This window comes from Rhizobium etli CFN 42 (assembly GCF_000092045.1).
Taxonomy (GTDB): Bacteria; Pseudomonadota; Alphaproteobacteria; order Rhizobiales; family Rhizobiaceae; genus Rhizobium; species Rhizobium etli.
The window spans coordinates 160,528-181,364 of the sequence record NC_007765.1; the positions used below are offsets into that span (position 1 = coordinate 160,528).

Sequence of the window (20,837 nt, forward strand, 5' to 3'; positions counted from 1 at the left end):
AAGACAAAATGGCAGGGGGACACGTGCATGAGAAGTGATCTGATCGCCCGCTACACGATCGGCGAGCCGGTCTATGAGAACGAGTTCATCGTCTATCCGGCTCAGGACAAGCGGATGGATCGTTCGGTCTTCATTGTCGCGCCTGATGTTGCGCTGAAACTGGACAAGGCTCGCTTCGAGCGGGTCTGGACCTCGGTCAACGAGGCCAAGTCGCTGACGGCGCGGCGCTTCGTCGAAATCGAGGACCTCATCCCGCCGTCGCCGGAAGACGACAATTTTTATATCGTCGAGAAGCGGCCGTCGAAGACGCTGCACCAATATCTCGAGGAAACCGAGATGGTGGCCTATGACCGCGCTATCGAGATCGGCCGCCACATCCTCGAAGGGCTGGCGACGCTGCACGGGGCGGGTTATGCCCACAATGCCCTGACCGACCAGTGCATCTATGTGTCGGAGGATTATTCCGGCCTCTCGGTCCGGATCGGCAACCTGCACCTGATCTCCAAGATCGGCGAGCACATCATCCCGCCCTATGCGCCGGAATTCGGCGCGCCGGAGATCTATGCCAGCGGCACCCTCTCCGCTTCCGCCGCGCTCGATATCTATGCGATGGGCATGATCGCCTACAAGCTCTTCCTGCCGCGGCAGACCTATGCCAGCGTCTTCGACAGCGTCATGGTCTGGGAGGACGAGCACCAGCGCGAGCAGAGCTGGAAGAACATCCATCTCGACCCCTCCAATATCTTCCCGCGCCTCGACGTGCTGATCCCCGGTTTCCCCGAGGGACTGGCCAGCCTGATCGAAAGAATGCTGAGCCGCGACCCGGCCCAGCGCCCGCGCATGGGCGCCGATGCGCTCGGCGAATTCAGCCGCGTCACCACCGGCATCCAGCCGATGGCCTGGGATCCGCGCGGCGGCATGCCGCAACAGCCGGAAACCCCGAAGCGGAAGAAATGGACGCTCGCGCATTTCTCGATGATCGGTGCGCTGATTTTGATCTGCATCGGCGTCGGAGTCGTCACCATCCCGAAGCTGCTGCGCCCCGACCCCAAGCTCGTCGCCGATGTCGGCACCTGGAAGAAGGAGGCCGAGAGCCGCAGGGACAAAGCCATCGCCGCCAAGGCACCGGAACGCCCCTCCGATGACGAGGCGAAGCTCTCCTACGATGCCGGCGCCGCCGCACTGACCGAGGCCAATGCCGCCCTCAAGGACGAAGACTATAAAAAGGCGCTTCCCGGCTACCAGAAGGCGGCCATCAGCCTCGGCAAGTCGCTGATAACAATCTCGAAAGAAAATGCCGAGAAGGCCAAATCAGCCGCTGCCGCCGCTGGCGGCGACAAGGCGCCGAGTTTTGCCGAGGCCGACAGCAAGATGAAGGCCGCCGCCGACAGCGCCGCCGCCCAGCAGATGCATGGCGCGGTCGATAATTACCAGGCCGCCAAAACGGCTTACGAGGACCTCGCCAAGGGGCTGACCGCGCTGACGGCAGCCGAAAAGGACGCCGTGGCAAAACGCGAAACCGTCACCCGCATCGGCGCCGGCGACAGCCCCGACCTCGCCAAGGCGAGCGGCCTGATGACCGAGGCCAAGGCCAAGGCCGAGCAATGGCAGCTGCCGGCCGCGACCGCGGGCTACGGCGACGCCGCCAAGCTGTTCGCCGCGCTGATTGCGGATGTCATGGCGGCCAAGGATGAGGCGACGGCGCTCAGGCGGAAGGTCACCGATCTCCACGCCTCGCTGACGACACGCGCCGGCCCCGCCGATCCGACGCTTGCCGCGCTCGCGCCGAAGCTCACCGAGGCCGATGGCCGCTACAGCGCCGAGGCCTACAAGCTCGCCATCGCTGCCTATCAGCCGATCCTTGCCGATCTCGAAGCGCTGTCGGCGCGCGGCTTCTGCCCGGTCGCACCGAATGTCGCCTTCGAGACCATCCCGGCCGGCAGCTATTCGCTTGACAATGTCCGGCTGATGACCTCGTCGCTGAAGGAGCTCGGCGGCATGCTCGGCGTCGCCAATGGCGCCGTGAAGGTCGAAAAGTCCTTCTGCATGCAGGCAAAGGCGGTGACCCGCGCCGAAATGGCAGAGTATTACACCGCCAACGCAGACCCGGCCTCCGCCCAGGCCTATGCCGGCAACCCCGAGCAGCCGGCCGACGACGTGCCGCTCGCCGAGGCGCAAAACTATACCGCCTGGCTGTCGAAACAGCTGAACGCCCCCGTTCACCTGCCGTCAGCGACCGAATGGATGGCAAGCGCCGTCAAGCTGACGACGGAAAAACTGCCCGACAATGGCGACATCATCCTGCAATGGAGCGCCACCCCCTGCGAAGCCGGCGGCAATGTCGCCTTCATGGCCCAGGAAGGCTCCACTTTCGTCGTCTGCTCGGATGCATCGGCTGGTGGGATTTTTCGGGTTAGCGCTGAATTGCGGTGAGGGGCGGAGGCCTTGAGTCGAATTGTCCGCTGAAAGGCGTGGGATTATTGGGGTTCGGTATCAACAAGGGGTACCGCCTTTGCTCGCGCATCTCAGGCTCGGAGAGCTCCTTCGTGCTGGCGGAGCGACTGAACACCATTCACGTCTTCAATTCTATTTCGTCTTATGGGCGCGATAAGCGGTTGCGAGCTCGAAACTTGCTATCCGCCATTTCATTTGCCAGTGGTATTATTTGAACGCGCAGCGCGCGCCGCGATACATTCGGTGCCGAAGGGGAATAATATGCTTTCAGTAGAGAGATGCCTCTATGCCGACGGCGTCGTTGGCGGAGCAATAATATTGTTGTTGGTATTCTTATTTTTGGCTATCGAGGAAGCGCGAGAAATTTTATTTTATATTAGAAATAACTGGAATTTTGACTTCGACAGCAATATTGGAGGAAAGATATATAAGGGAGACTCAACCGACGATCGAGATCTTGCGACAAACAGATCAAGGGTTTTATATGGAAGACCGTTCCTTATTGTAGTGTTTTTGGCATTTCTTATTATTCATATTGCCGTTCTGTTCTCGAAATAAGTTTCGCTCTTAGTCAGTGACGATGTGGACCTTAAGAGCTTGCTGAGTGACTAAGGTATAAGAGTTCGAGTTTGAGGTTCTCAGCTAAAGGTCAAGTTGTGCATCTCTACAATGGGTCGCCACGGTCTGTGGAAGGTCTGGAAACCGCTGTTGGCGGCGCGTCCCCGCTACGCTCGTATCCTTCAAACCGCCTTCTCACGATACGCATGAAATCACAACCCGGTTACGCGCGACATATGAACTGTTCTTACTGCGATGTCAGCCGCCCGACGACATCTGTCGGCTGGCCGAGCCCATTTTCTTTTTGATTCATAATCTCCCGTTTAGGCAGCGTCTATCCCAAAGATTTCAATTCCAAATTTCTGAATACGCGCGTACATTGAACATGGGGACTGCAGTATCCGTGCGTTGAGGGTCGGGGATAATGTGCTGGAATACATCATCAGCATTCACGCCTGTCGGGTTTGCTTTGCGAGGTCCGAAATCTCGCAAGATCGTGTGGACATTGGGCGACGCGGCGCGTCTCCTGATGAACGACTGGCCTTGCGATGACGGAGAGGAATATATGGCCGCCGTCAAAGCCTGCGTCGACGCCATCACCGGCAAAATTTCCCCGGAACAATTCCGCGAAGTGCTTCTGCGTGCGGCCGACGAGGCAGGCATCCGCACTCTATCGCTCGTTCCGCAGCGAATGGGTGAGCGGCGCCCGCACGTGCCGCCGATGATGCGGTAGTCACTATTTCACGCGGCTGCCTTTCCTTTTTTGCGTTAGCGAACATATGACAAATTTCGATTTCAGGGGCGCATAGGGGCGGCTGCTCTTTCGGAAGGCTAGCTGGCGAGGTGCACTGCTACGTCCTTGGTATAACTCTTCGAGCCAAGAACCACGAAACGGGCGTTCCAAGCCGACTGGTTCCGACGTAACCGCTCTAAGCCTTACAAGTGAGGTGTCGGTCCTCCTCGACGGTCCGCACGGGAGCCGCCGAGTGCTGGCTCCCTGTCCAATGCCATGGCGGCCGCCGCCCGCAGCTCGCCCTTCGGCACCTGCCGCTCGCCTCTCAGCCCTCCGATTTCAGCTTACCGCCAACCGCCCAGGAATCCTTGGCGACTTCCGTGATCAGGATTTCCACTGATTCCGGCGGGCAGGCCAGGGTGTCGACGGCGGCCCTGGTTGCTTCGCGCACGAAGGCGCGCTTCTGCTCGTCGGTGCGGCCGGGATGCATCTGCAGGTGAAGAATGGGCATGGTTTTTCCTTCGTGGGGTTGGTGCTGTCCGTAGCCTTGGCGCCGGCATCACGACTATGTTGTAAATGCTGAGGTTGATAAATAAGTTCACAGTATCGTCATTCGAAACCTGGAGGTAGGCAATCGTGGGCAAGCTGGCCGGCATGGCGATGTTCGTCAGGGTCATCGACAATGGCAGTTTCGCGGCGGCCGCGGAGATCGCGCAGGTGTCGCCGGCCATGGTTGCCAAGCACATCAAGACGATCGAGACCCGGCTCGGGGCCAAGCTGATCCATCGCACCACGCGGCGGCATCAGCTGACGGAGGTCGGCCAGCTCTATTACGAGCGCTGCAAGCGCGCGCTTGCCGAAGTGGCGCTGGCCGAGGCTTCGGCAAGCGAGCTGCAATCGGCGCCGCGCGGCCGACTTCGGCTGGTGGCGCCTGTCAGCTTCGGCACGCAAGTGCTGGTGCCGGCGTTGATCGAGTATCAGAACGCCTATCCCGAGGTCAGCATCGAGCTGTCGCTCGACAACAATGTCCATGATCTCGTCGGCGAGGGGTTCGAGCTCGGCATCCACATTGGCCCGCTCTCAGACAGCAGCCTCGTCGCCCGCCCGCTCACGCCCTATAGGCGCATTCTCGCGGCCGCGCCGGATTATCTTGCCCGCCATGGCCGGCCGGCCGCGCCGGAGGATCTGACGACCCATCTCTGCCTCGGCCACTCCTATTGGCGCATGTCGGATCTCTGGCACCTGGTCGGCCCGGGCGGCGAAATGCGCGACGTGCCGATCTCCGGAAAGTTCTCCACCAACCAGGGCGCGGCGCTGCGCATGGCAGCGCTCAGCGGTGCGGGAATCGTGCTTCAACCGGAACTGCTGCTCGCCGCCGACATCGCCGAAGGACGGCTCGAACAGGTGCTGCCGGAATGGTCCTACAGGCCTGTGCCGATGTTCCTTATCTACGCCCCGAACCGGCGCCCGACAGCGATGCTGCGGACGGTGATCGATTTCCTGGTGGAACGGTTCGGCTAAGTCGATCGACGTCGACATAGCGACGGGCGTGCCGGCACATCCTCCGCACGGTAAGACTCTTCTCACCGGATCAAAGCCCGTGATAGAAGCGCTCATGGGCATCAGGAACTATTTGATCGAAGGCAGTTCGGGCACTGGAAAAACGTCTGTCGCTTCCGAACTGGAGCGGCGGGGCTACCATGTTGTCCACGGTGACCGCGTCCTGGCATATGTGGGCGACCCCGAGACCGGCCGCGCACTCGCGGGACCTCCCGAAGGCGCCGACCGCATTGCTTGGGGATACGCGCATTGGATTTGGCCTGCCGAAAAGGTCCGGGCCATTGCTGCCGACACCACCCACCCTGTCACTTTCTTCTGTGGCGGATCGCGCAATTTCCACAAATTCCTGCACCTGTTCGATAAGGTTTTCGTGCTCGATATCGACGTTGAGACCTTGAACCGACGATTGGATGGGCGGCCCAATGAGCCGGGCTTCGAGCCGGCTGAGCGGGCTCTGGTGCTCCGTTACCACAACACCCGGGAGTATCTTCCCGCCGGTATCAATATCGACGCGGCGGGGAGCGTTACGGGTGTGGTCGACGATATCCTCGCTCAACTCACCTGAACTCCTGAAGCTGAATCGGATGCGAAGCGCTCGATCGCTGTTGGAAATGCGCTGGTCGCCTGAACGCCGATCGGCGGCACTTCTACGGCAAGGAAAGTTGCGGAGGCTTGCGCTTGACGCGTGAGCAGGCTATACACTGAACTAGATGGTTCAGTATTTAGATCCTCCCCTCGATCTCTCGTTCGCGGCGCTGTCAGATGCGACCCGCCGCGGGATCATCGATCAGCTTGGGCGAGGGGAGGCGTCGATCACCAGTCTCGCGGATAAGTTCCATATGACGCTGACCGGTATGAAGAAGCACGTCCAGGTTCTCGAGCGGGCGGGGCTTGTCGTCACGCAGAAGGTCGGACGGGTGAGAACCTGCAAGCTTGGAAAGCGCGGCCTCAAGGCGGAGGCCGAGTGGATCGAGGCGCATCGCAAGCTGTTCGAGGCCCGCTTCGAAGCATTGGACGAAATCATCAACGAAATGAACCGGGAGGGAAGCGATGACTGAGCAGGTTGAGAGGGCAGGTGGTACGCAGAACGGCACGTCAGTGGAGCGCAGAGGGGATCGCGAACTCTTGGTAACGCGGATGTTCAATGCGCCGCCGAGCACGGTTTACAGGGCGTGGAGCCAGCCCGAGCTGTTCCAGCGCTGGTGGGTGCCGAAATCAGCACCCGGCATTTCGCTCGTATCGTGCGATATGGACGTCCGCACCGGCGGCAAATATCGGCTGGAATTCGGCGCCGGCGGTTCGGACACCATGGCCTTTTATGGCAAGTATCTCGAGGTGGTGCCGAACGAGCGCATCGTCTGGACCAACGACGAGGGCGAAGAGGGCGCGATCACCACCGTGACCTTCGAGGACCAAGGCGGGAAGACGCTTTTGGTTTTCCACGAAATCTATCCGTCCAAGGAGGCGCTTGTGGAAGCACTGCAGGGCTCGGCTGTCGCATTGCCGGAGCAGTTGGAGCAGCTCGACGAATTGCTTCCCGGCCTGATCGGATAGCGGACGGCCCTTAGACCGCCTTTGCCGCCACCCACACTGGTTTGGAACGCAACTCGTCCTGTTTCATTACCGTGGAGGCGGTAAGAAAGGGGAGTTATGGGAATGCTGATCCAAGGAATCTACGCCGCGCTCGCAACTGCCAACATGGATAAAGCGGAGAGGTTTTACACTCAGCTGTTTGACCGGGAGCCTGATGATCGTCCCATGGAGGCGTTGATCCAATGGCGCAACATCGCCGGAGCGAATATTCAAATCTTCCTCGACAAGGAGAATGCCGGGTTCGGCAGGCTGACCATTGTGGTGCCGAAAATGGATGAAGCCCGCAGAGCGCTCGAAGAGGGTGGGGTGACGCTCACAGGTGAATCCGAGGGCGACTACGGAAGGATTGCCCAGATCGCGGATCCGGACGGCAATCGCATCACCCTTGCGGAGCCGCCCTCTCGGCCGTTCGATACGCATCGAAGATAGCGTCGCGGCTTGACCCCTTGGTTTGCCCGCGCCTAAGGTTCCCCATGGGCGAGCCGGAAATTACTCTCACAGGCGGCGCAGATTCGAATGTTGTCCGGGTCGGCGGCACGGTTCGGCGCGGTGGGCGCGCATGGTCTTCTGCCGTTCTCGACCTGCTTCGCCACGTTGAACGGCAAGGATTTGAAGGAGCTCCCCGTGCGCTCGGCTTCGATGATAAGGGACGCGAATGTCTCACTTACGTCGAAGGTGACGTTGGCTTGGGCAAAGGCTTCATCCCGGATCAACTTGGCCGCTTCGAGGTCCAGCTTCCCGACTACGTCTGGGGTGACCGGGCCCTTGTCGAACTAGGGAAATTGCTGCGATCCTACCACGATGCTGCAGCAAGCTTCCCCTGGAATGAGCGCAACTGGCGTCTTGAACCTCAGGAACCGGTCGAGACGATCTGTCACAACGATCTGTCACCGTGGAATACCGTCTTCCGAGCTGGCCTTCCTGTCGCGTTTATCGATTGGGATGCTGCAGCACCAGGACCGCGCTCTCGGGACCTTGGCTTCATTGCGTGGCGTTGGGTGCCATTTTGGCGTGACGAAAAATGCAAAGCGCATGGTCTGCCGAAAGGCGTGCGCGAGAAAGCGCGGCGCTTCCAGCTATTCCTAGAGGCCTATGGGGTAGAGCCTGAGATTGAGATCATGAGGGCAGCCATCGAAAGGGTGCGGCAGATGCAGCAACATATGCGCGATCTCGCTGCATCCGGCTCTGCATGGGAAATGGAATTGGAACGCCGTGGCGTCCTTGATGAAGGAGCGCTCGAAGTGGCCTGGATGGAAGAACACGCAGGGGAATTGGTGCAGCGACTTGGTGCGTCGTCATAACACTTGGATCACGCTGCGCGAGCTTCGAGGCGCCGCCCCACGCCGTCTATTTGACGACGTTGAGATCGAAAGTCACGTCGCGAACAACGCCGTCTCCATAGGACTCCCGACGGGTTCAGCTGCCTGCGAACGCGCGGCCTAGGTCGCAGCGGATCGCCCTGACCGACGGTGTGGCTTCGATCTCAGGCAACAGACCATCCACCGTCCACCAGCCGGCGCCGGTGATCAGGCTCGCAGCCGGCGATGCCAGGAAGAGGATGGTCTCGGCGACCTCCGTGGGATCGCTGAAGCCGCAATGCCCCTTTCATCAACGGCGCTCAAGCAGTTTGCGGATAGCGGTCTCAAAGCTCGTTGTGCCCTTGCGCGGCCGAGCCTCGCCGCCTTCGAACTCGATCCAGCCTTCGTTGAAGCCGTCAAGCATGCGCATACGGGGTCGGGGGTTCTGCATGCCGTGGTTCAAAAATAGCGCTTCCCATGTCTCTCTTGGAACCGGCTCAGCACGGACCGTCTTGCCGAACACGATAGAGAAGGCCTCCGCCATCTGCAGCGGCGTGATGCGGAAAGGGCCCTCAAGTTCGACGATGAGTTTGCCGGTCCAGTCCTCCTGCAGCATTTCAGCCGCAGTGGCGCCGACATCGCGCACGGAAACCATTGGCACGGGTTTGGTGAGCGGCTGCAGGAAGCTTGGCATGACGCCGCTCTCCCTTGCAGGCGCGATGTCCCAGGCTGAATTCTCCATGAACCAGGCGGCGCGCAGGAAAGCCACCGGCATCGGAAGTGTCGATATTGCCTGCTCGAAGAGGCCGAGCTGGCTCAGCAGATTCTCCTCCTTTGCCTGAGCGCCGATCGTCGATAGGCAGACCAGCTTTTTCGGTGATGCCTTTGTGAGCGCCGTCTTGAGCGCTTCGATGATAGCCTTTACCTCCGGGAAACCCGGCGCAGGATCGAAACTTGGCGGCAGAAGCAGGAAGACGCCCTCGGCCCCTTCGAAGGCCAGGGCGAGCTCCGGCGCGTCCGTCATGTCGGCAATGGCGATCTCCGCACCGCGATCCCGCCAGGCGCCTGCTTTTTCCGTATTGCGCAGGACTGCACGGACAGGCAGTCCCTGATCTAGCAATTTCGCGCCAACCACGGCGCCGACCTGGCCTGTTATTCCAGTCACAGCAAACATTCTCGGACTCCATTTGGCAGCGGCCCGCGCCGGGATGAATGAAAGATGCGCCAAAGTTGCTTTTGACTGAACTGCCCCTTTGTCAGATAATTCATGACAAAATATCAGGAATTGGACGATGTTCGACGGACGATTGCTGAATGGCGTCGGCGTGCTGGCCGCCGTGGTCGAGAGCGGCAGTTTTGCGCGGGCAGCCGTGGCGCTGGGGCTGACAGCTTCTGGAGTCAGCCGGGCAGTGGCGCGACTTGAGAGCCGTATCGGCGTGCGCCTGCTCGAGCGGACGACCCGTTCCCTGAGGCTCACCGATGACGGTACGCGTTTCTACGAACAGGTCGTGCCGCTACTCGGCGGCATCGAAGAAGCCGCTGCCTATGCGGCCGGGACGACGCAGACGGTGCGTGGGAGGCTGCGGATCAATGTCGATCCTTATTTTTCGCGGCTGATTCTCGGGCCGAATCTCGGCACCTTTCTCGACCGCTATCCCGATCTTCAGATCGAGGTGGTGACAAGGAACGAGATCGGCGATCTTGTCGCCGACGGCATGGATGTGGCGGTGCGCTTCGGCGAAATCCCGGCGAAGAACTCGCTGATTGCCCGGCAGCTTTTTCGCACGAGGGTGATCACCGTTGCCGCGCCATCCTATCTTGCACGGCACGGCACGCCGAAGCTGCCTGTCGACCTGACTGATCATACCTGCATCCAATATCAGGACCCTTTGACGGGCAGGGCTTTCGAATGGGAGTTGCGGCGCGGAAAGAAGGTGGTGCCGATCGAAACTCGGGGCCGCGTCCTCGTCAATGATGCCGGCACGGCGCTTGCTACCTGTCTCGCGGGGATCGGCATTGCCCAGGTCTTCTCGCTCGGCATGAAGCCCTATATCGACAGCGGTCAGTTGGTCGATCTCTATCCGGACTGGCCCGATGAGACCTTTCCGCTGCACTGCTTCTACACTTCGCGCCATCATGTGCCGGCCAAGGTTCGCGCCTTTATAGATTTTTGCGTCGAAATCGTCAGCTAGATGCCGCTGCAAAAATCGGCTCGAAGGCTTTTGCCAACCAGCATCTTCGGCGGGTTCAGCGGCCGCGAAAGCGCGGCATACGTCGCATCACACTAGCCGACGATATGGCCTTCGGCTCACGCGACGGACCAGCCACCATCCACCAATAGGTTCGCGCCGGTGATCAGGCTCGCAGCCGGCGATGCCAGGAAGACGACCGCTCCCACCACATCATTGGTTTCACCGATCCGGCCGAGGGGAATGTGATCGAGCGTCGCTTGGCGATTGGCGGGGTCGGATAGAAAGGGTGCCGTGCCATCCGTGTGGATGAAGGTCGGGGATACGGTGTTGACGGTGACATTGTAGCGTGCCCATTCGGCCGCAAGGCAGCGCGTCAGGTGATTGATGGCCGCCTTGCTCATGCAATAGATTGCCTCGCCGCGCAGCGCCACGGTGGCCGCCTGTGAGCTGATGCTGATGATCCGGCCGCCATTTTGCTTGATCATCTGACGCCCGACGGCCTGGGTCATCAGGAAGGTGCCCTTGATGTTGACATCGAGGATCTCGTCGAGGTCCTTCTCCTCGACGAGTTCCGCAAGATTGCCGGGAGCCACGCCGACGTTGTTGACGAGGACGTCGATCCGATCAAATGTCGTCAACGCTGCGTCGACGGCCTGTGCGATATGGGCTTTGTTGGGAATGTCGAGTTCAACGGCGAGGATTTTTCGCCCCGCGCCCTCGAGTTCGGCGACCAGGTCCGCCGACGCTGCGACATTGCGGACCCCCAAGACAATATCGGAGCCTGCCGCGGCGCAGGCAAGCGCGCAAGCTCGGCCGATGCCGCGGCTCGCGCCTGTTACCAAAGTCACTTTGCCGTCAAGGCTGAAGTCCGGCGCATGCCTCTGCATCGTGGTGCCTCCCTTGGGAAACCCAATTATGGCAAGGTCGGCGAGCGGATGCCAGATTTTGTGCGCGTGCTGAGGAGTGTCGCCTTGGGACGCAGAAGCACCCCAAGCAGACATGCCGCGCTGGCTGTGTGCTAGTTGCGGCGCTTCGATGGGTGTAGACTGCGGAGACGATTGCATGTTCATGCAAGGCAACGATGATGGGCACCCCCGCGCTCGACCGAAAGCTGCTCGCGATCCTCGCGGCGGATATGGTTGGCTACTCCAAGGCGATGGAGGCCGATGAGGCCGGCACCATCAGGCGGCTGAAGGCCATCCGCGCCGAGCTGATCAATCCGGCCATCTCTGAGCGCCATGGCAGCGTTATCAAGCTGATGGGCGACGGCGCGCTCGTCGCCTTCGACAGTGTCGTCGATGCGGTTGCCTGCGCCGCAGAGTTTCAGAATAGCGTGGCGGCGCGCAATGCCGACCTGCCGGAGCCTGAGCGCATCGTATTCCGCGTCGGGATCAATCTGGGCGATGTTGCCTTGGTGGATGGCGATCTGTATGGGGATGGGGTGAATGTCGCCGCGCGGCTGGAGCATTTGGCTGAGCCTGGCGGCGTGATGGTGTCGGGGACGGCATTCGATCATCTCCAGGGCAAACTCGAGTGGCCGCTCGATTTCGCCGGCGAGCAGCAGGTCAAGAACATCAGCCGCCCCGTGCGGATGTACCGGCTGAGGCTCGACGGCAAACGGGCGCATCGCCCGTTTCTCGCACTGAGATCGCGCTGGGCCAAAACGGCTGCGGCGGCGATCGTTGCGTTGGCTCTGGCAGGCGGCGGGGCCGCCTGGTGGTTCTTCCAGCCGGAGCCTCTGATCGGCAAGCCGTCGGTGGCGGTGCTGCCCTTTAACAATTATGGCGGCGACGATGCCAGCGGGCGTCTCGCCGACGGCCTGACCGAGGACGTCATCACCGACCTCGCGCGGTTTCCCGAATTCGAGGTGGTGGCGCGGAATTCGACTGAAGCCTATAGAGGCAAGCCGGTGGATGCCCGTCAGGTCGCAACTGCGCTCCATGTCGGCTTTGTTCTGGAAGGTTCGATCCAGCGGCAGAGTGGCCGGGTGCGCATCACAGCACAGTTGATCGATGCCAAAACCGGCCGCCATCTGTGGTCGGAGAATTGGGACCGGCCAGCCGAGGACGTGTTCGCCGTTCAGACCGAAATCGCAGAGCAGGTCGCCAACCGGCTCGGCGGCGGCATGGGACTGATTCAGGAGGCCGGGCGGGCTGCAGCCAAGCGCAAACGGCCCGAAAACCTGAATGCCTATGACTATTATCTGCTCGGGACCGAGAAGATTGAAAGTATCACCAAAGCCGATGCGGAGGAGGCAGTTACATTCCTCAACCGCGCCGTCGAGCTGGATCCGGGGCTGGCGCGGGGCTGGGTCGAACTTTACCACGCTCATGATGTATTGGGTGTGTTCGGCGTCGATCCCGAGAGCAATCGCAAGGCGGCTGCCGATGCGGCTGAACGCGCCGTGCGCCTTGATCCGTGAGACGCCGAAGCCCACGTGGTGTTTGCCATGAGCCTTGCCAATAAGGGCGACATGGGCCGCGCCAAGTCCGAATTCGATACCGCCCTTCGCCTGGCGCCGGGCTCGTCCGAAATCCTGACGTTTTACAGCGGCTTTGCCGCCCGCTTCAACGAACCGGAACGCGGTGCTCAAATGGTCGACAAGGTCATGCGGCTCGACCCGAACCATCCGATGTGGGCGTCCAACTTCTTCGCACCTGCCTATTTTATGGCGGGGCGGTACCAGGACGCGGTGACGATGCTGGAGCGCATGACGCCCAACAACTACCAAAGGTGGACTTGGGTGGTCCGCAGCAGCTCGCTTGCAGCACTGGGCCGAACCGATGAGGCGAAAGCTTCAGCCATGGAGGCTCTCAAACAGCACCCCGAGGTGACTGTCGAGAGCATGATCAATGAACCCGGCCTAAGCACGATCGAGCGCAACCGGTTCATAGAGACGATGCCGCTTGCCGGCTTCCCGGCTTGCGCCACGCCCGAGGCGCTGGCGAAACTCGCTAAACCTGTGCGACTGCCGGAATGCGAGGCGGGGAAGGTGGAGCCTCCCGGGCAACCGTAAAACAGCCGTGCAACGCGGCCCTCCAAGAGAGCCTCATCGTGAGGTGCCCCGCAGGGGCCTCGAACATCGCGCCTCCGATGAGAACGCACGGTACTTCGTCTTCATTAGGAATAACAGAGTCCGATCCCCGGGCGTGCAAGCCTACTCACGTCCTAGCCCGAATTAACTAAGAAAATCACACAATTAGTAAGTTGATCTGTCGCCGCTCTGATTATAGTCTTTTTATCTTATGGGAAGGCATAAATCCTCCTCCGACTGCAGAGATCAGTCGGAAATGGAGGCTTTTGCTATGGGCAAACAATCTCACGTGTCAGATGGTTTGAGTATCGCGCGTTGAAGCCGATAGCCGACCTCCAACGAGGAGAATCCTAACATCCGATTCAGCTCCCGTCGCGAGGCGGGGCGAGGAGTCGTATTCGTTGGCGACCAACGCCGGAGGGGAGCCAGCACATCTCCAGAAGGAACGCTCTGGCGCATGCCTGATGTTAGTGAACCCCGATCAAGGAGCATGTACCATGTCGAGACTTACGCTTTCGGTTTTCACCGCCCTCGCACTTCTGCTCGGTGGGCTTCAGTCGACGTTTGCTGCCAGCAGCAATTCACGGGACGAGACCACAACCATGGGCGAAAGCGGCAACCCGCCACCGAACGACAACGCAGGAAGCAGCAACGGCACCAAGGACACCTCAACAAACAAGGGCAACCCGGACAACACCAACTGCAACGACTGCGGTTCGACCGGGCCCGGCAACAAATGAGGCTAATCCGGACGTTATTACGTCCGGACAAACGTAGCAAAGCCAGGCCATTGGATGGCTAACTCTGCCGGAGCAGATTTTCGTCAGGCGAAAGGCGTGGCGAGGGCATACTCAAGGTGCCTCCGGCATTCAGGGGGTCCGCAGATTTGTCACCAAAGCTGCGGACCGCCTGATCGACCGGCCGGCTTGGCCGTAGGCGTGACTACGACGCGCGCTGGCCGGTCGACCCTCCGAGCCGTTTTGAAGAGTTTCGAACCGGCGCTCACCTCCGCGCCGGCGGCTTGGTGGCGGCGCGGCGCTGCAGCGCGAAACGCGCGGCCGAGCAGTTCACGTCGGGAACGAGATCGTAGGTCTGCTGGTAGAGGCTCTGCGCCAGCGTGTTGTTGCCGCGGTTTTCCGAGGCGAGGGCGGCAAGCGCCGTACGCTTGTAGGCCTCGACGATCGGCTCCGCCGCCTTTGCCAGCGCCGCATCGTCGGCGGGTTCGGTTGCCAGCGAAAGCGCGGCATAGGTGACATCGCCATCGCGGCCGACGCGGCCGCCGACGGCGCCGTTGAAAGTCTGCTCGGAGACCTGGCGCAGGCGCCTGGCGTTCTTGATGCATGTCGGGATGCGGGCGGCTTCCGCGTTGATGCGCTCCGCCGTCGGGCCGGCCTCCGTGCTGCCGCCGCCGGAGAGGATCACATAGCCGATGATCCCGACGACGGCGAGGTAGACGAGCCCCATGCCGGCGAGGAAGGCAGGCTGCTTGAAGAGCGGCTTTTTCGGCTTGCCGTCGTCTGCCTTGGCAGCCTCCTTCTTCGGCGCCTCCTTGGCCGGCGCCTTCTCCAGGAACTGGAATTCGACATCCCTGCCGAGGCGGAAACTGTCGCCGGCTTTCAGCGAAGCCGTCTGCAGCAGCGCCTCGCCGCGCAGCATGATCGGGTTCAGCCCCATGCGGCGGATGATGAAGCCGCCGTCGCTCTGCTTTTCGATGCGCGCGTGGATCGGCGCCAGGAACGGATCGTCGACGACGATATCGGCATTGGCTGCCCGGCCGATCGACATTTCCGCCCGGTCGAGCACATGGCTGCGGCTCTGGTCGCCGGGGCCGGTCTGAAGAAGGCTGGGTTTGTTGCCGCGAAAGAAGGAAAAGACCATGATCAGAACATCCCACTCGACATCATCTCGACGATTGCCGGCGCCAGCACCAGAAGCAGGATCGACACGACGATCATCATCGCCGGCATGACGATCTTGGCTTTCAGCTTTTCACTGGCCCTGTCGGCCTTTTCCCAGCGGCGGAAGCGCAGGTCGCGCGCATGTTCGCGCAACAGCTCGACGCGATTGCTGCCCTCGACCTCGCCCTGGATGACGGCGCGGATGACGCGCACCACCTCCTCGGCCGTCATGCGCGCCTCCAGGCGCTGCAGCGCCTCGATCATGCCGGTGCCGAGCGCCACGTCCTTCAGCGTCTGCTCGATCTCCTCGCTCATCACGGTGCCGGGGGCGGCCTCGGCATAGAGCCTCAGGCTTTCCGGCAGGGTCGCCTGCGCCTGCTGCGTCATGACGACGAGATCGAGGAAATAGGGAAATTCGCGCGAAATGCGTTCCTTGCGGTCCTGCATCTTGTCGTCGGCCACGACCCAGAAATAGATGGCGGGGATGAAGCCGAGGATCAGGCCCGCAACCAGCCCGCCGATGACGCTGCCGCTCGCAAAGCCGAACAGCACACCGAGCAGGATGAAGCCGAAGAGGCTGAGAACGACGAGAAGGGCGATATATTCACGCCCCGTGACGCCGCCGAACGGCCGGCCGCCATAGATCAGCTTCTTTTCGAGCTGGGCGCCGAAATCGGCGAGAAGCGGCTCGAAGTGTCTCAGCACGAATTCGACAGGCGTGCGCATGCCGATGCTGTCGACGATATTCGGCGGCGGCCCGTCGCCACCGGCCGTGCGGCGCACCACTTGGATGCTGCCGAGCAGATCGCCGATCCACCAGACGATGAGCGCGGCGGTGATGCCGGCAAGGACGATGATGATCGGGGCGAGGGGGATTTGCGACATCATACCGACACCTTCATCATCGAGCGCATCCAGAAGAAGCCGGTGGCGTAGAGAATGGCGCCGACGATCGCGATGACGATGCCGATGGCGTTGCCGAACACCTTGTCAATCAACTCCGGCTGGCCGAAGAAGATCATCAGGATCATGAACAGCGCGCCGCCATTGACGACGCGGAAGTTCATCCGCGCCTGCGACGACGAGGTGCTGATCTTCTGGTCGAGCTTCCAGATCTCCTTGAAGGATTTCGACATTTCCGTCAGCGGCTCTGATATGTCGCCGCCCTGGCGGGCAAACAGGCCGAGGGCGGCATCGACCATCTTGAAATGCAGGCTCGGCACGGTGCGGCCGTGGCGGTCGAGGGCCTCGACCAGGCCGATGCCGAGCTTCTGTTCGCGGGCAATGCGCTCGAACTCGCGCGAGGCCGGCATCTGGCCGGTATCGGCGACCGCATTGACGGCGACGGCAAGCGGCTTGCCGGTGCGCACCGCCGAGACGATCTGGTCAACGGCATAGGGAAGCTGGGATTCGATCTGCAGCCAGCGACGTTGCAGGAAGTAGCGGATCGTCGCCTTGGGCAGGAAGACGGCGACGGGAATGGCAACGACGATGCCGACGATCGGCCCGAAGATCAGCGAGATCAGAGAAAAGACGATGATTGCCGTGATGGCATAGGCGAGGATCATCGTATAGGGCGGCACGGCATCACGGCCGAAGACCTGGGCTGCCTCGCTGGCGAGCGCGATATCACGCTCGGTGGCGCGCAGGAGCGGTGCGGGCCATTGCACCGGCGCGCCCCAGACGAGCAGTCCCGCGGTCACCGCGCCGAGGCCGATCGTCAGGATCTGCAGAATGCTGATGTCCATGGTTCCACCCTCACACAAACATATCCAGGTTCTTGATCTCGCCGTCTTCGCCGAAGGCGACGAGCTCGGCGACGAAGCTCGGCAGATAGCCGGTGAAGGCATGCACCGCCTGGCCGCCGGCGCGGCCGACGAGATTGAAGATCGGCTCGACGATGATGAGGCCGGTGTCCGGATCGATGCCGATCACTTCGGATATCTCGGTGACGGCGCGCCGGCCGCTTTCCAGGCGGTTGAGCTGCACGACGAGCTCGACGGCGGCGACGATCTGCTGGCGGATCGCCGTCACCGGCAGCGAGCTCTGGCCCTGCAGCACCATCACCTCCAGGCGGGTCATCATGTCCTGCGGCGTGTTGGCATGCGCCGTCGTCATCGAGCCGGCATGGCCGGTGTTCATCGCCTGCAGCATGTCGATCGCCTCGGCACCGCGGCACTCGCCGACGATGATGCGGTCGGGGCGCATGCGCAGCGCGTTGCGCACCAGGTCGCGGATGGTGACGCTGGTTTCGCTCTCCGCCGTCTTCGGCCGCGATTGCAGATAGACGACATGAATGCCGTCGAGCTGCAGTTCGGACGTGTCCTCGACGGCGACAACGCGCTCGCCGACCGGAATGAACTGCGACAGGCTGTTCAACAGCGTCGTCTTGCCGGAGCCGGTGCCGCCTGAGACGACGATGTTCTTGCGGGCACGCACCGCCGCCTCGAGGAAGGCGCGCATCGGTTCGCTGAGCGCGCCGGCGGCCACCAGCTTGCTGATGTCGAGCCGCGACTTGCCGCCGAACTTGCGGATGGTGAGGCAGGCGCCCTTGACGGCGAGCGGCGGGATGACGGCGTTGACGCGCGAACCGTCCGGCATGCGGAAGTCGGCCATCGCCTCGCTCTCGTTGATCGAGCGGTTGGAATCGACGGCGATGCGCTCGATCACCTTCATCAGCTGCCGCTCGTTGGCGAAGGCGAAGGGGTAGCGTTCGAGCAGGCCGAATTTTTCGACGTAGATCTCGTCATAGCGCGTCACCATGATTTCCGAGATGACGTCGAGATCCATCAGTTCCGAAATCGTGCCCCAGCGATACATCAGCTCCTCGATATTGGAGCGCAGGTGCATATGGGCGATCTCGTAGCGATCCCCGGCATTGAACAGCGCCTGCCGGGCCTGGAAGGCGGCGCCGAACTTGGTGTCGAGCTGGGCGAAATCGGAACGAGTGGATTCGAAGTTCAGCTTCAGTTGCAGCGCCGAGATCAGCGCCTTGCCGACATCGAAGAGCCGGCGATTGTCCTGCTCTTCGCGCGAAAGGCTCGCCGCGTTCGACGAAGCGTCGCGCCGGCCGGTGCGGGCGATGCGCTTTGCCAGCCAGCGGTAGACGGCGTTCTTGATGACGAGGATGACCAGATCCTGCGGCGCTGCATCAAGCGCCTCCTTGATGAACAGGTCGAGCCGCTCGCGGATGCGGCTGCGCGTCTCCTCGCGGCCGAAGTCGGAGGATTTGACCAGCCGGTCATATTGCGTGTCTTTTAGCAATCTCTCATGTATTTCCATCTGCAGTGCCAGCACCCGCTCCTGGTCCGGAAACTGCGTCACCGCCTCCGGCGCCGCCGCCGGCTCGACGAGCTCGATGGTGACATTCGGCACCCAGATCGACATGCCGGCCGAAACCGCCACCGGCGTGCCGGCCCTCAGCGGCTGGTCGTCGACCCGCGTCGGGTTGCGGCCATGATGCTGCACCGACCAGCCCTGGCCGGACTTGCGCAGCACGAATTGCGGCGAGGAGACGTGGCTGCCGCGCAGGCGCACGACGCCGGCGCCGGCGGGAAGCGAAAGCGTGCTGCTTTCGCCGACGAAATAGGTCTCGTTCGCCGAGAGCGGGATCACTTCCCGTCCGCTGCCGTCCTCATAGGAAATCTTCAACAGCATGGCTCAATCCCCGAAACGATCACATGCGCGTCCAGTTGATGCTCGGCAGGTCTTCGACGCTATTGTCGGTCGGATTGCGCAGCACGAGGTTGAGGCTGCCATTCGCCTGGCCCATGGCGAAGATCAGCATCTCGGCTTCCGACGGCGTCACTTCCACCGTCACGTGATTATAGCTGCTATTGGCCTTGGTGACCGCACCTTCCGGGGTGGTCGCCGCGCCGACGGCGAGCACCTTGACGTTCTGCAGGAAGGTGCGGGTGACGACGCGGGTGCGGGAGCTGATGCCGAGCTTGTAGTCCTGTGCCTGCTTCCGGTAGGCGTTGACGTCGTTCTCGTCGGCGCCCGGATATTGGGTGAGATAGTTCTTCAGCATCTGCTCGACCGGCGAGGGCGGCTGGGCCGGCGCTGCCGGTGCGGCGGGCGCCTGGCCGGATGCGGTCGGGGGCTGCCCGGGCGTTCCCGGCTGCGTCGCGGCGGGCGGCGCCACCGGCTCGACCGGTTCGTCGACCGTGCCGAGAATATCGACATAGCTGCCCGGCTCGACGAAATGGCCGACCGCCTCGGCGGCGTTGACCGGCAGGGTGAGCGCCCGCTTGCCGGGCGCGATCATCGTCGTCAGCCGCCCGCCGTCGGTATCGTCGAAATACTGGAAAAGCAGCACCGAGCCGGCCGGAATGTCGGCCGCGGCAGTTCGGTCCTTCAGCCATTCCTGATAGGCGCTGGCGGCTGGAACCGCGAGCTTGGCAAGCGGGCCGAAGCTTTCCGGCAGCATCACCGGTTCGGCGAGCATGTCCGGTGTGATCGCCTGTCCCCTCGTCACCTTCTTGTCGGGCTGGAGCCGCATGAAGGCATAGGCCACCTGCTCGTTCTTGACGCTCTCGGTCCAGAAGTAGAGGAGAACGCCGGTAATGAGCCCGACGATGACAGCGGCAATGAGCTTCCAGTTCATGGTGTTGTTCCCCCTACGAAGGGTTGCCTGATTTGAATGACCTCAACGGTCCTGCCGTCGGTTTTGCTTCTGGTGTAGAGAACATTGGCTTCGACGCTGCCGCGTCGGCCGTAAAGGGCGGTGACCCCGCCGCGCTCAGCCGGCGGCGTTTCGATGGTGAAGCCGTCGCGGACAAGCAGGTCGGCGCGCTGATCGGACCAGCGCGCGGCGGCGAGCGTGCCTTTCGACACGACCGTGCGCGACATATGGCCTTTGTCACGGTCGCCGATATCGCTCAGCACCTCGACGCCGGCCGGCGGACGCAGCGACATCGGCAGCTTGCCGACATCGGCAGGGGCGGCGAAGGCCGGCAGCGTCGCCGCGACATCGTCGAAGCGGCTCATCAGCACCTCGGTCATCGGCGCATCGGCAGGCCGGCGGATCATGATCGAGACGCCCGGAATCGGCGCTTTCGCCGAAGGGCCGTTCGGATCCTGCCGTCTCATATAGTCGAGCGCAGCCTCGCCGTCGCCGTCGAAGAAGCGCACGACAACGGCAAGATCGTCGCGGATGCGGCTTACCTTCGGGACGATCATCATGTTGGCGGCGATGACGGCGGTCAGTTCCTCCCGGTCGCTGCTTTTCGGCATGGCGGGCCGGGTATTGGCGGCCAGCACCCGCAGCCAGTCGTCGGTGATATCGGAAATGCTGCGATCGCTCTGGTACGGCGTGAACTCGAGGGGCTGACCGTTGATGACGAGATCGCGCGGCGCCCGTTCCGGGGTCCCGAGGATGCCGGCCAGCATCGAATTCAGCGTCACCCGGATATCCTTGTAGATCTCGGCGCGCCCCGGTGTGGCCAATACCACGGCGAGCCCGACGGCCAGGGCGGTGCCGAGGAGATGAACGGAAATGCGCGACCGCTGTGCCAT

19 protein-coding genes and 1 pseudogene are annotated in these 20,837 nt (G+C 62.0%); 11 read left to right on the forward strand and 9 right to left on the reverse strand.

Translation table 11 applies throughout. The features are described 5' to 3' along the window. Positions 1-27: 27 nt before the first annotated feature. Complete coding sequence (locus tag RHE_RS24705) at positions 28-2,433, forward strand: protein kinase domain-containing protein (protein ID WP_011427990.1); 2,406 nt, start codon at positions 28-30, stop codon at positions 2,431-2,433. Between the two features lie 1,003 nt (positions 2,434-3,436). After that, positions 3,437-3,745, forward strand: coding sequence for a DUF982 domain-containing protein (locus tag RHE_RS24715; RefSeq protein ID WP_011427991.1), 309 nt, complete (start codon positions 3,437-3,439; stop codon positions 3,743-3,745). Between the two features lie 325 nt (positions 3,746-4,070). On the opposite strand, the gene RHE_RS24720 is transcribed toward RHE_RS24715, so the two are convergent. Continuing rightward, positions 4,071-4,256: a 4-oxalocrotonate tautomerase gene (locus RHE_RS24720; protein WP_011427992.1), complete on the reverse strand. Its 186-nt coding sequence runs from the start codon at positions 4,254-4,256 to the stop codon at positions 4,071-4,073. A gap of 125 nt (positions 4,257-4,381) precedes the next feature. Between RHE_RS24720 and RHE_RS24725 the strand changes: the two genes are divergently transcribed. The 6 genes from RHE_RS24725 (at position 4,382) to RHE_RS24750 (ending at position 8,199) form a co-directional block, all read left to right on the forward strand. After that, on the forward strand, positions 4,382-5,266 hold the full coding sequence (locus tag RHE_RS24725; RefSeq protein WP_042119842.1) for a LysR family transcriptional regulator: 885 nt from the start codon (positions 4,382-4,384) through the stop codon (positions 5,264-5,266). 94 nt (positions 5,267-5,360) lie between these two features. Beyond that, positions 5,361-5,870 (forward strand): nucleoside kinase, encoded by a 510-nt coding sequence (locus RHE_RS24730; protein WP_042119845.1) that lies wholly within the window; start codon positions 5,361-5,363, stop codon positions 5,868-5,870. Positions 5,871-6,015: 145 nt separating this feature from the next. Continuing rightward, positions 6,016-6,363, forward strand: a complete 348-nt coding sequence (locus RHE_RS24735) for an ArsR/SmtB family transcription factor (protein WP_011427995.1) — start codon at positions 6,016-6,018, stop codon at positions 6,361-6,363. Next, positions 6,356-6,859 carry an SRPBCC family protein gene (locus tag RHE_RS24740; RefSeq protein WP_011427996.1) on the forward strand — a complete coding sequence of 168 codons (504 nt, stop codon included), beginning with the start codon at positions 6,356-6,358 and terminating at the stop codon, positions 6,857-6,859. Before RHE_RS24735 ends, RHE_RS24740 begins: the two co-directional genes overlap by 8 nt. A gap of 102 nt (positions 6,860-6,961) precedes the next feature. Further along, a complete protein-coding gene (locus RHE_RS24745) occupies positions 6,962-7,327 on the forward strand; it encodes a VOC family protein (protein ID WP_011427997.1) in 366 nt (121 codons plus the stop codon). 44 nt (positions 7,328-7,371) lie between these two features. After that, positions 7,372-8,199: an aminoglycoside phosphotransferase family protein gene (locus RHE_RS24750; RefSeq protein WP_042119848.1), complete on the forward strand. Its 828-nt coding sequence runs from the start codon at positions 7,372-7,374 to the stop codon at positions 8,197-8,199. A gap of 307 nt (positions 8,200-8,506) precedes the next feature. Here RHE_RS24750 and RHE_RS24755 read toward each other — a convergent pair whose 3' ends face one another. Beyond that, complete coding sequence (locus tag RHE_RS24755) at positions 8,507-9,370, reverse strand: NmrA family NAD(P)-binding protein (RefSeq protein ID WP_011427999.1); 864 nt, start codon at positions 9,368-9,370, stop codon at positions 8,507-8,509. 118 nt (positions 9,371-9,488) lie between these two features. On the opposite strand from RHE_RS24755, the gene RHE_RS24760 reads away from it, so the two are divergent. After that, complete coding sequence (locus RHE_RS24760; RefSeq protein WP_011428000.1) at positions 9,489-10,388, forward strand: LysR family transcriptional regulator; 900 nt, start codon at positions 9,489-9,491, stop codon at positions 10,386-10,388. Positions 10,389-10,504: 116 nt separating this feature from the next. On the opposite strand, the gene RHE_RS24765 is transcribed toward RHE_RS24760, so the two are convergent. Further along, on the reverse strand, positions 10,505-11,275 hold the full coding sequence (locus tag RHE_RS24765; RefSeq protein ID WP_011428001.1) for an SDR family NAD(P)-dependent oxidoreductase: 771 nt from the start codon (positions 11,273-11,275) through the stop codon (positions 10,505-10,507). A gap of 197 nt (positions 11,276-11,472) precedes the next feature. Between RHE_RS24765 and RHE_RS24770 the strand changes: the two are divergent. After that, a pseudogene (locus RHE_RS24770) lies at positions 11,473-13,404 on the forward strand (adenylate/guanylate cyclase domain-containing protein). 515 nt (positions 13,405-13,919) lie between these two features. After that, positions 13,920-14,162, forward strand: coding sequence for a hypothetical protein (locus RHE_RS24775; RefSeq protein WP_011428002.1), 243 nt, complete (start codon positions 13,920-13,922; stop codon positions 14,160-14,162). Positions 14,163-14,424: 262 nt separating this feature from the next. Here the strand turns inward: RHE_RS24775 and RHE_RS24780 are convergent, their stop codons facing one another. Genes RHE_RS24780 through RHE_RS24805 form a run of 6 tightly spaced genes read right to left on the reverse strand, consistent with a single transcriptional unit; the run spans position 14,425 to position 20,837 of the window. Continuing rightward, positions 14,425-15,300, reverse strand: a complete 876-nt coding sequence (locus tag RHE_RS24780; protein WP_020923034.1) for an FHA domain-containing protein — start codon at positions 15,298-15,300, stop codon at positions 14,425-14,427. A 2-nt stretch (positions 15,301-15,302) separates the two neighbouring features. Further along, on the reverse strand, positions 15,303-16,208 hold the full coding sequence (locus RHE_RS24785; protein ID WP_041679059.1) for a type II secretion system F family protein: 906 nt from the start codon (positions 16,206-16,208) through the stop codon (positions 15,303-15,305). After that, complete coding sequence (locus RHE_RS24790) at positions 16,205-17,068, reverse strand: type II secretion system F family protein (RefSeq protein WP_042119851.1); 864 nt, start codon at positions 17,066-17,068, stop codon at positions 16,205-16,207. Before RHE_RS24790 ends, RHE_RS24785 begins: the two co-directional genes overlap by 4 nt. Before the next feature lie 10 nt (positions 17,069-17,078). Further along, complete coding sequence (locus tag RHE_RS24795; protein WP_042119852.1) at positions 17,079-18,977, reverse strand: ATPase, T2SS/T4P/T4SS family; 1,899 nt, start codon at positions 18,975-18,977, stop codon at positions 17,079-17,081. A 19-nt stretch (positions 18,978-18,996) separates the two neighbouring features. Continuing rightward, positions 18,997-19,926, reverse strand: a complete 930-nt coding sequence (cpaB, locus tag RHE_RS24800) for a Flp pilus assembly protein CpaB (protein ID WP_011428007.1) — start codon at positions 19,924-19,926, stop codon at positions 18,997-18,999. Then, positions 19,923-20,837 (reverse strand): hypothetical protein, encoded by a 915-nt coding sequence (locus tag RHE_RS24805; RefSeq protein ID WP_042119854.1) that lies wholly within the window; start codon positions 20,835-20,837, stop codon positions 19,923-19,925. The genes cpaB and RHE_RS24805 overlap by 4 nt, the downstream gene beginning before the upstream one ends.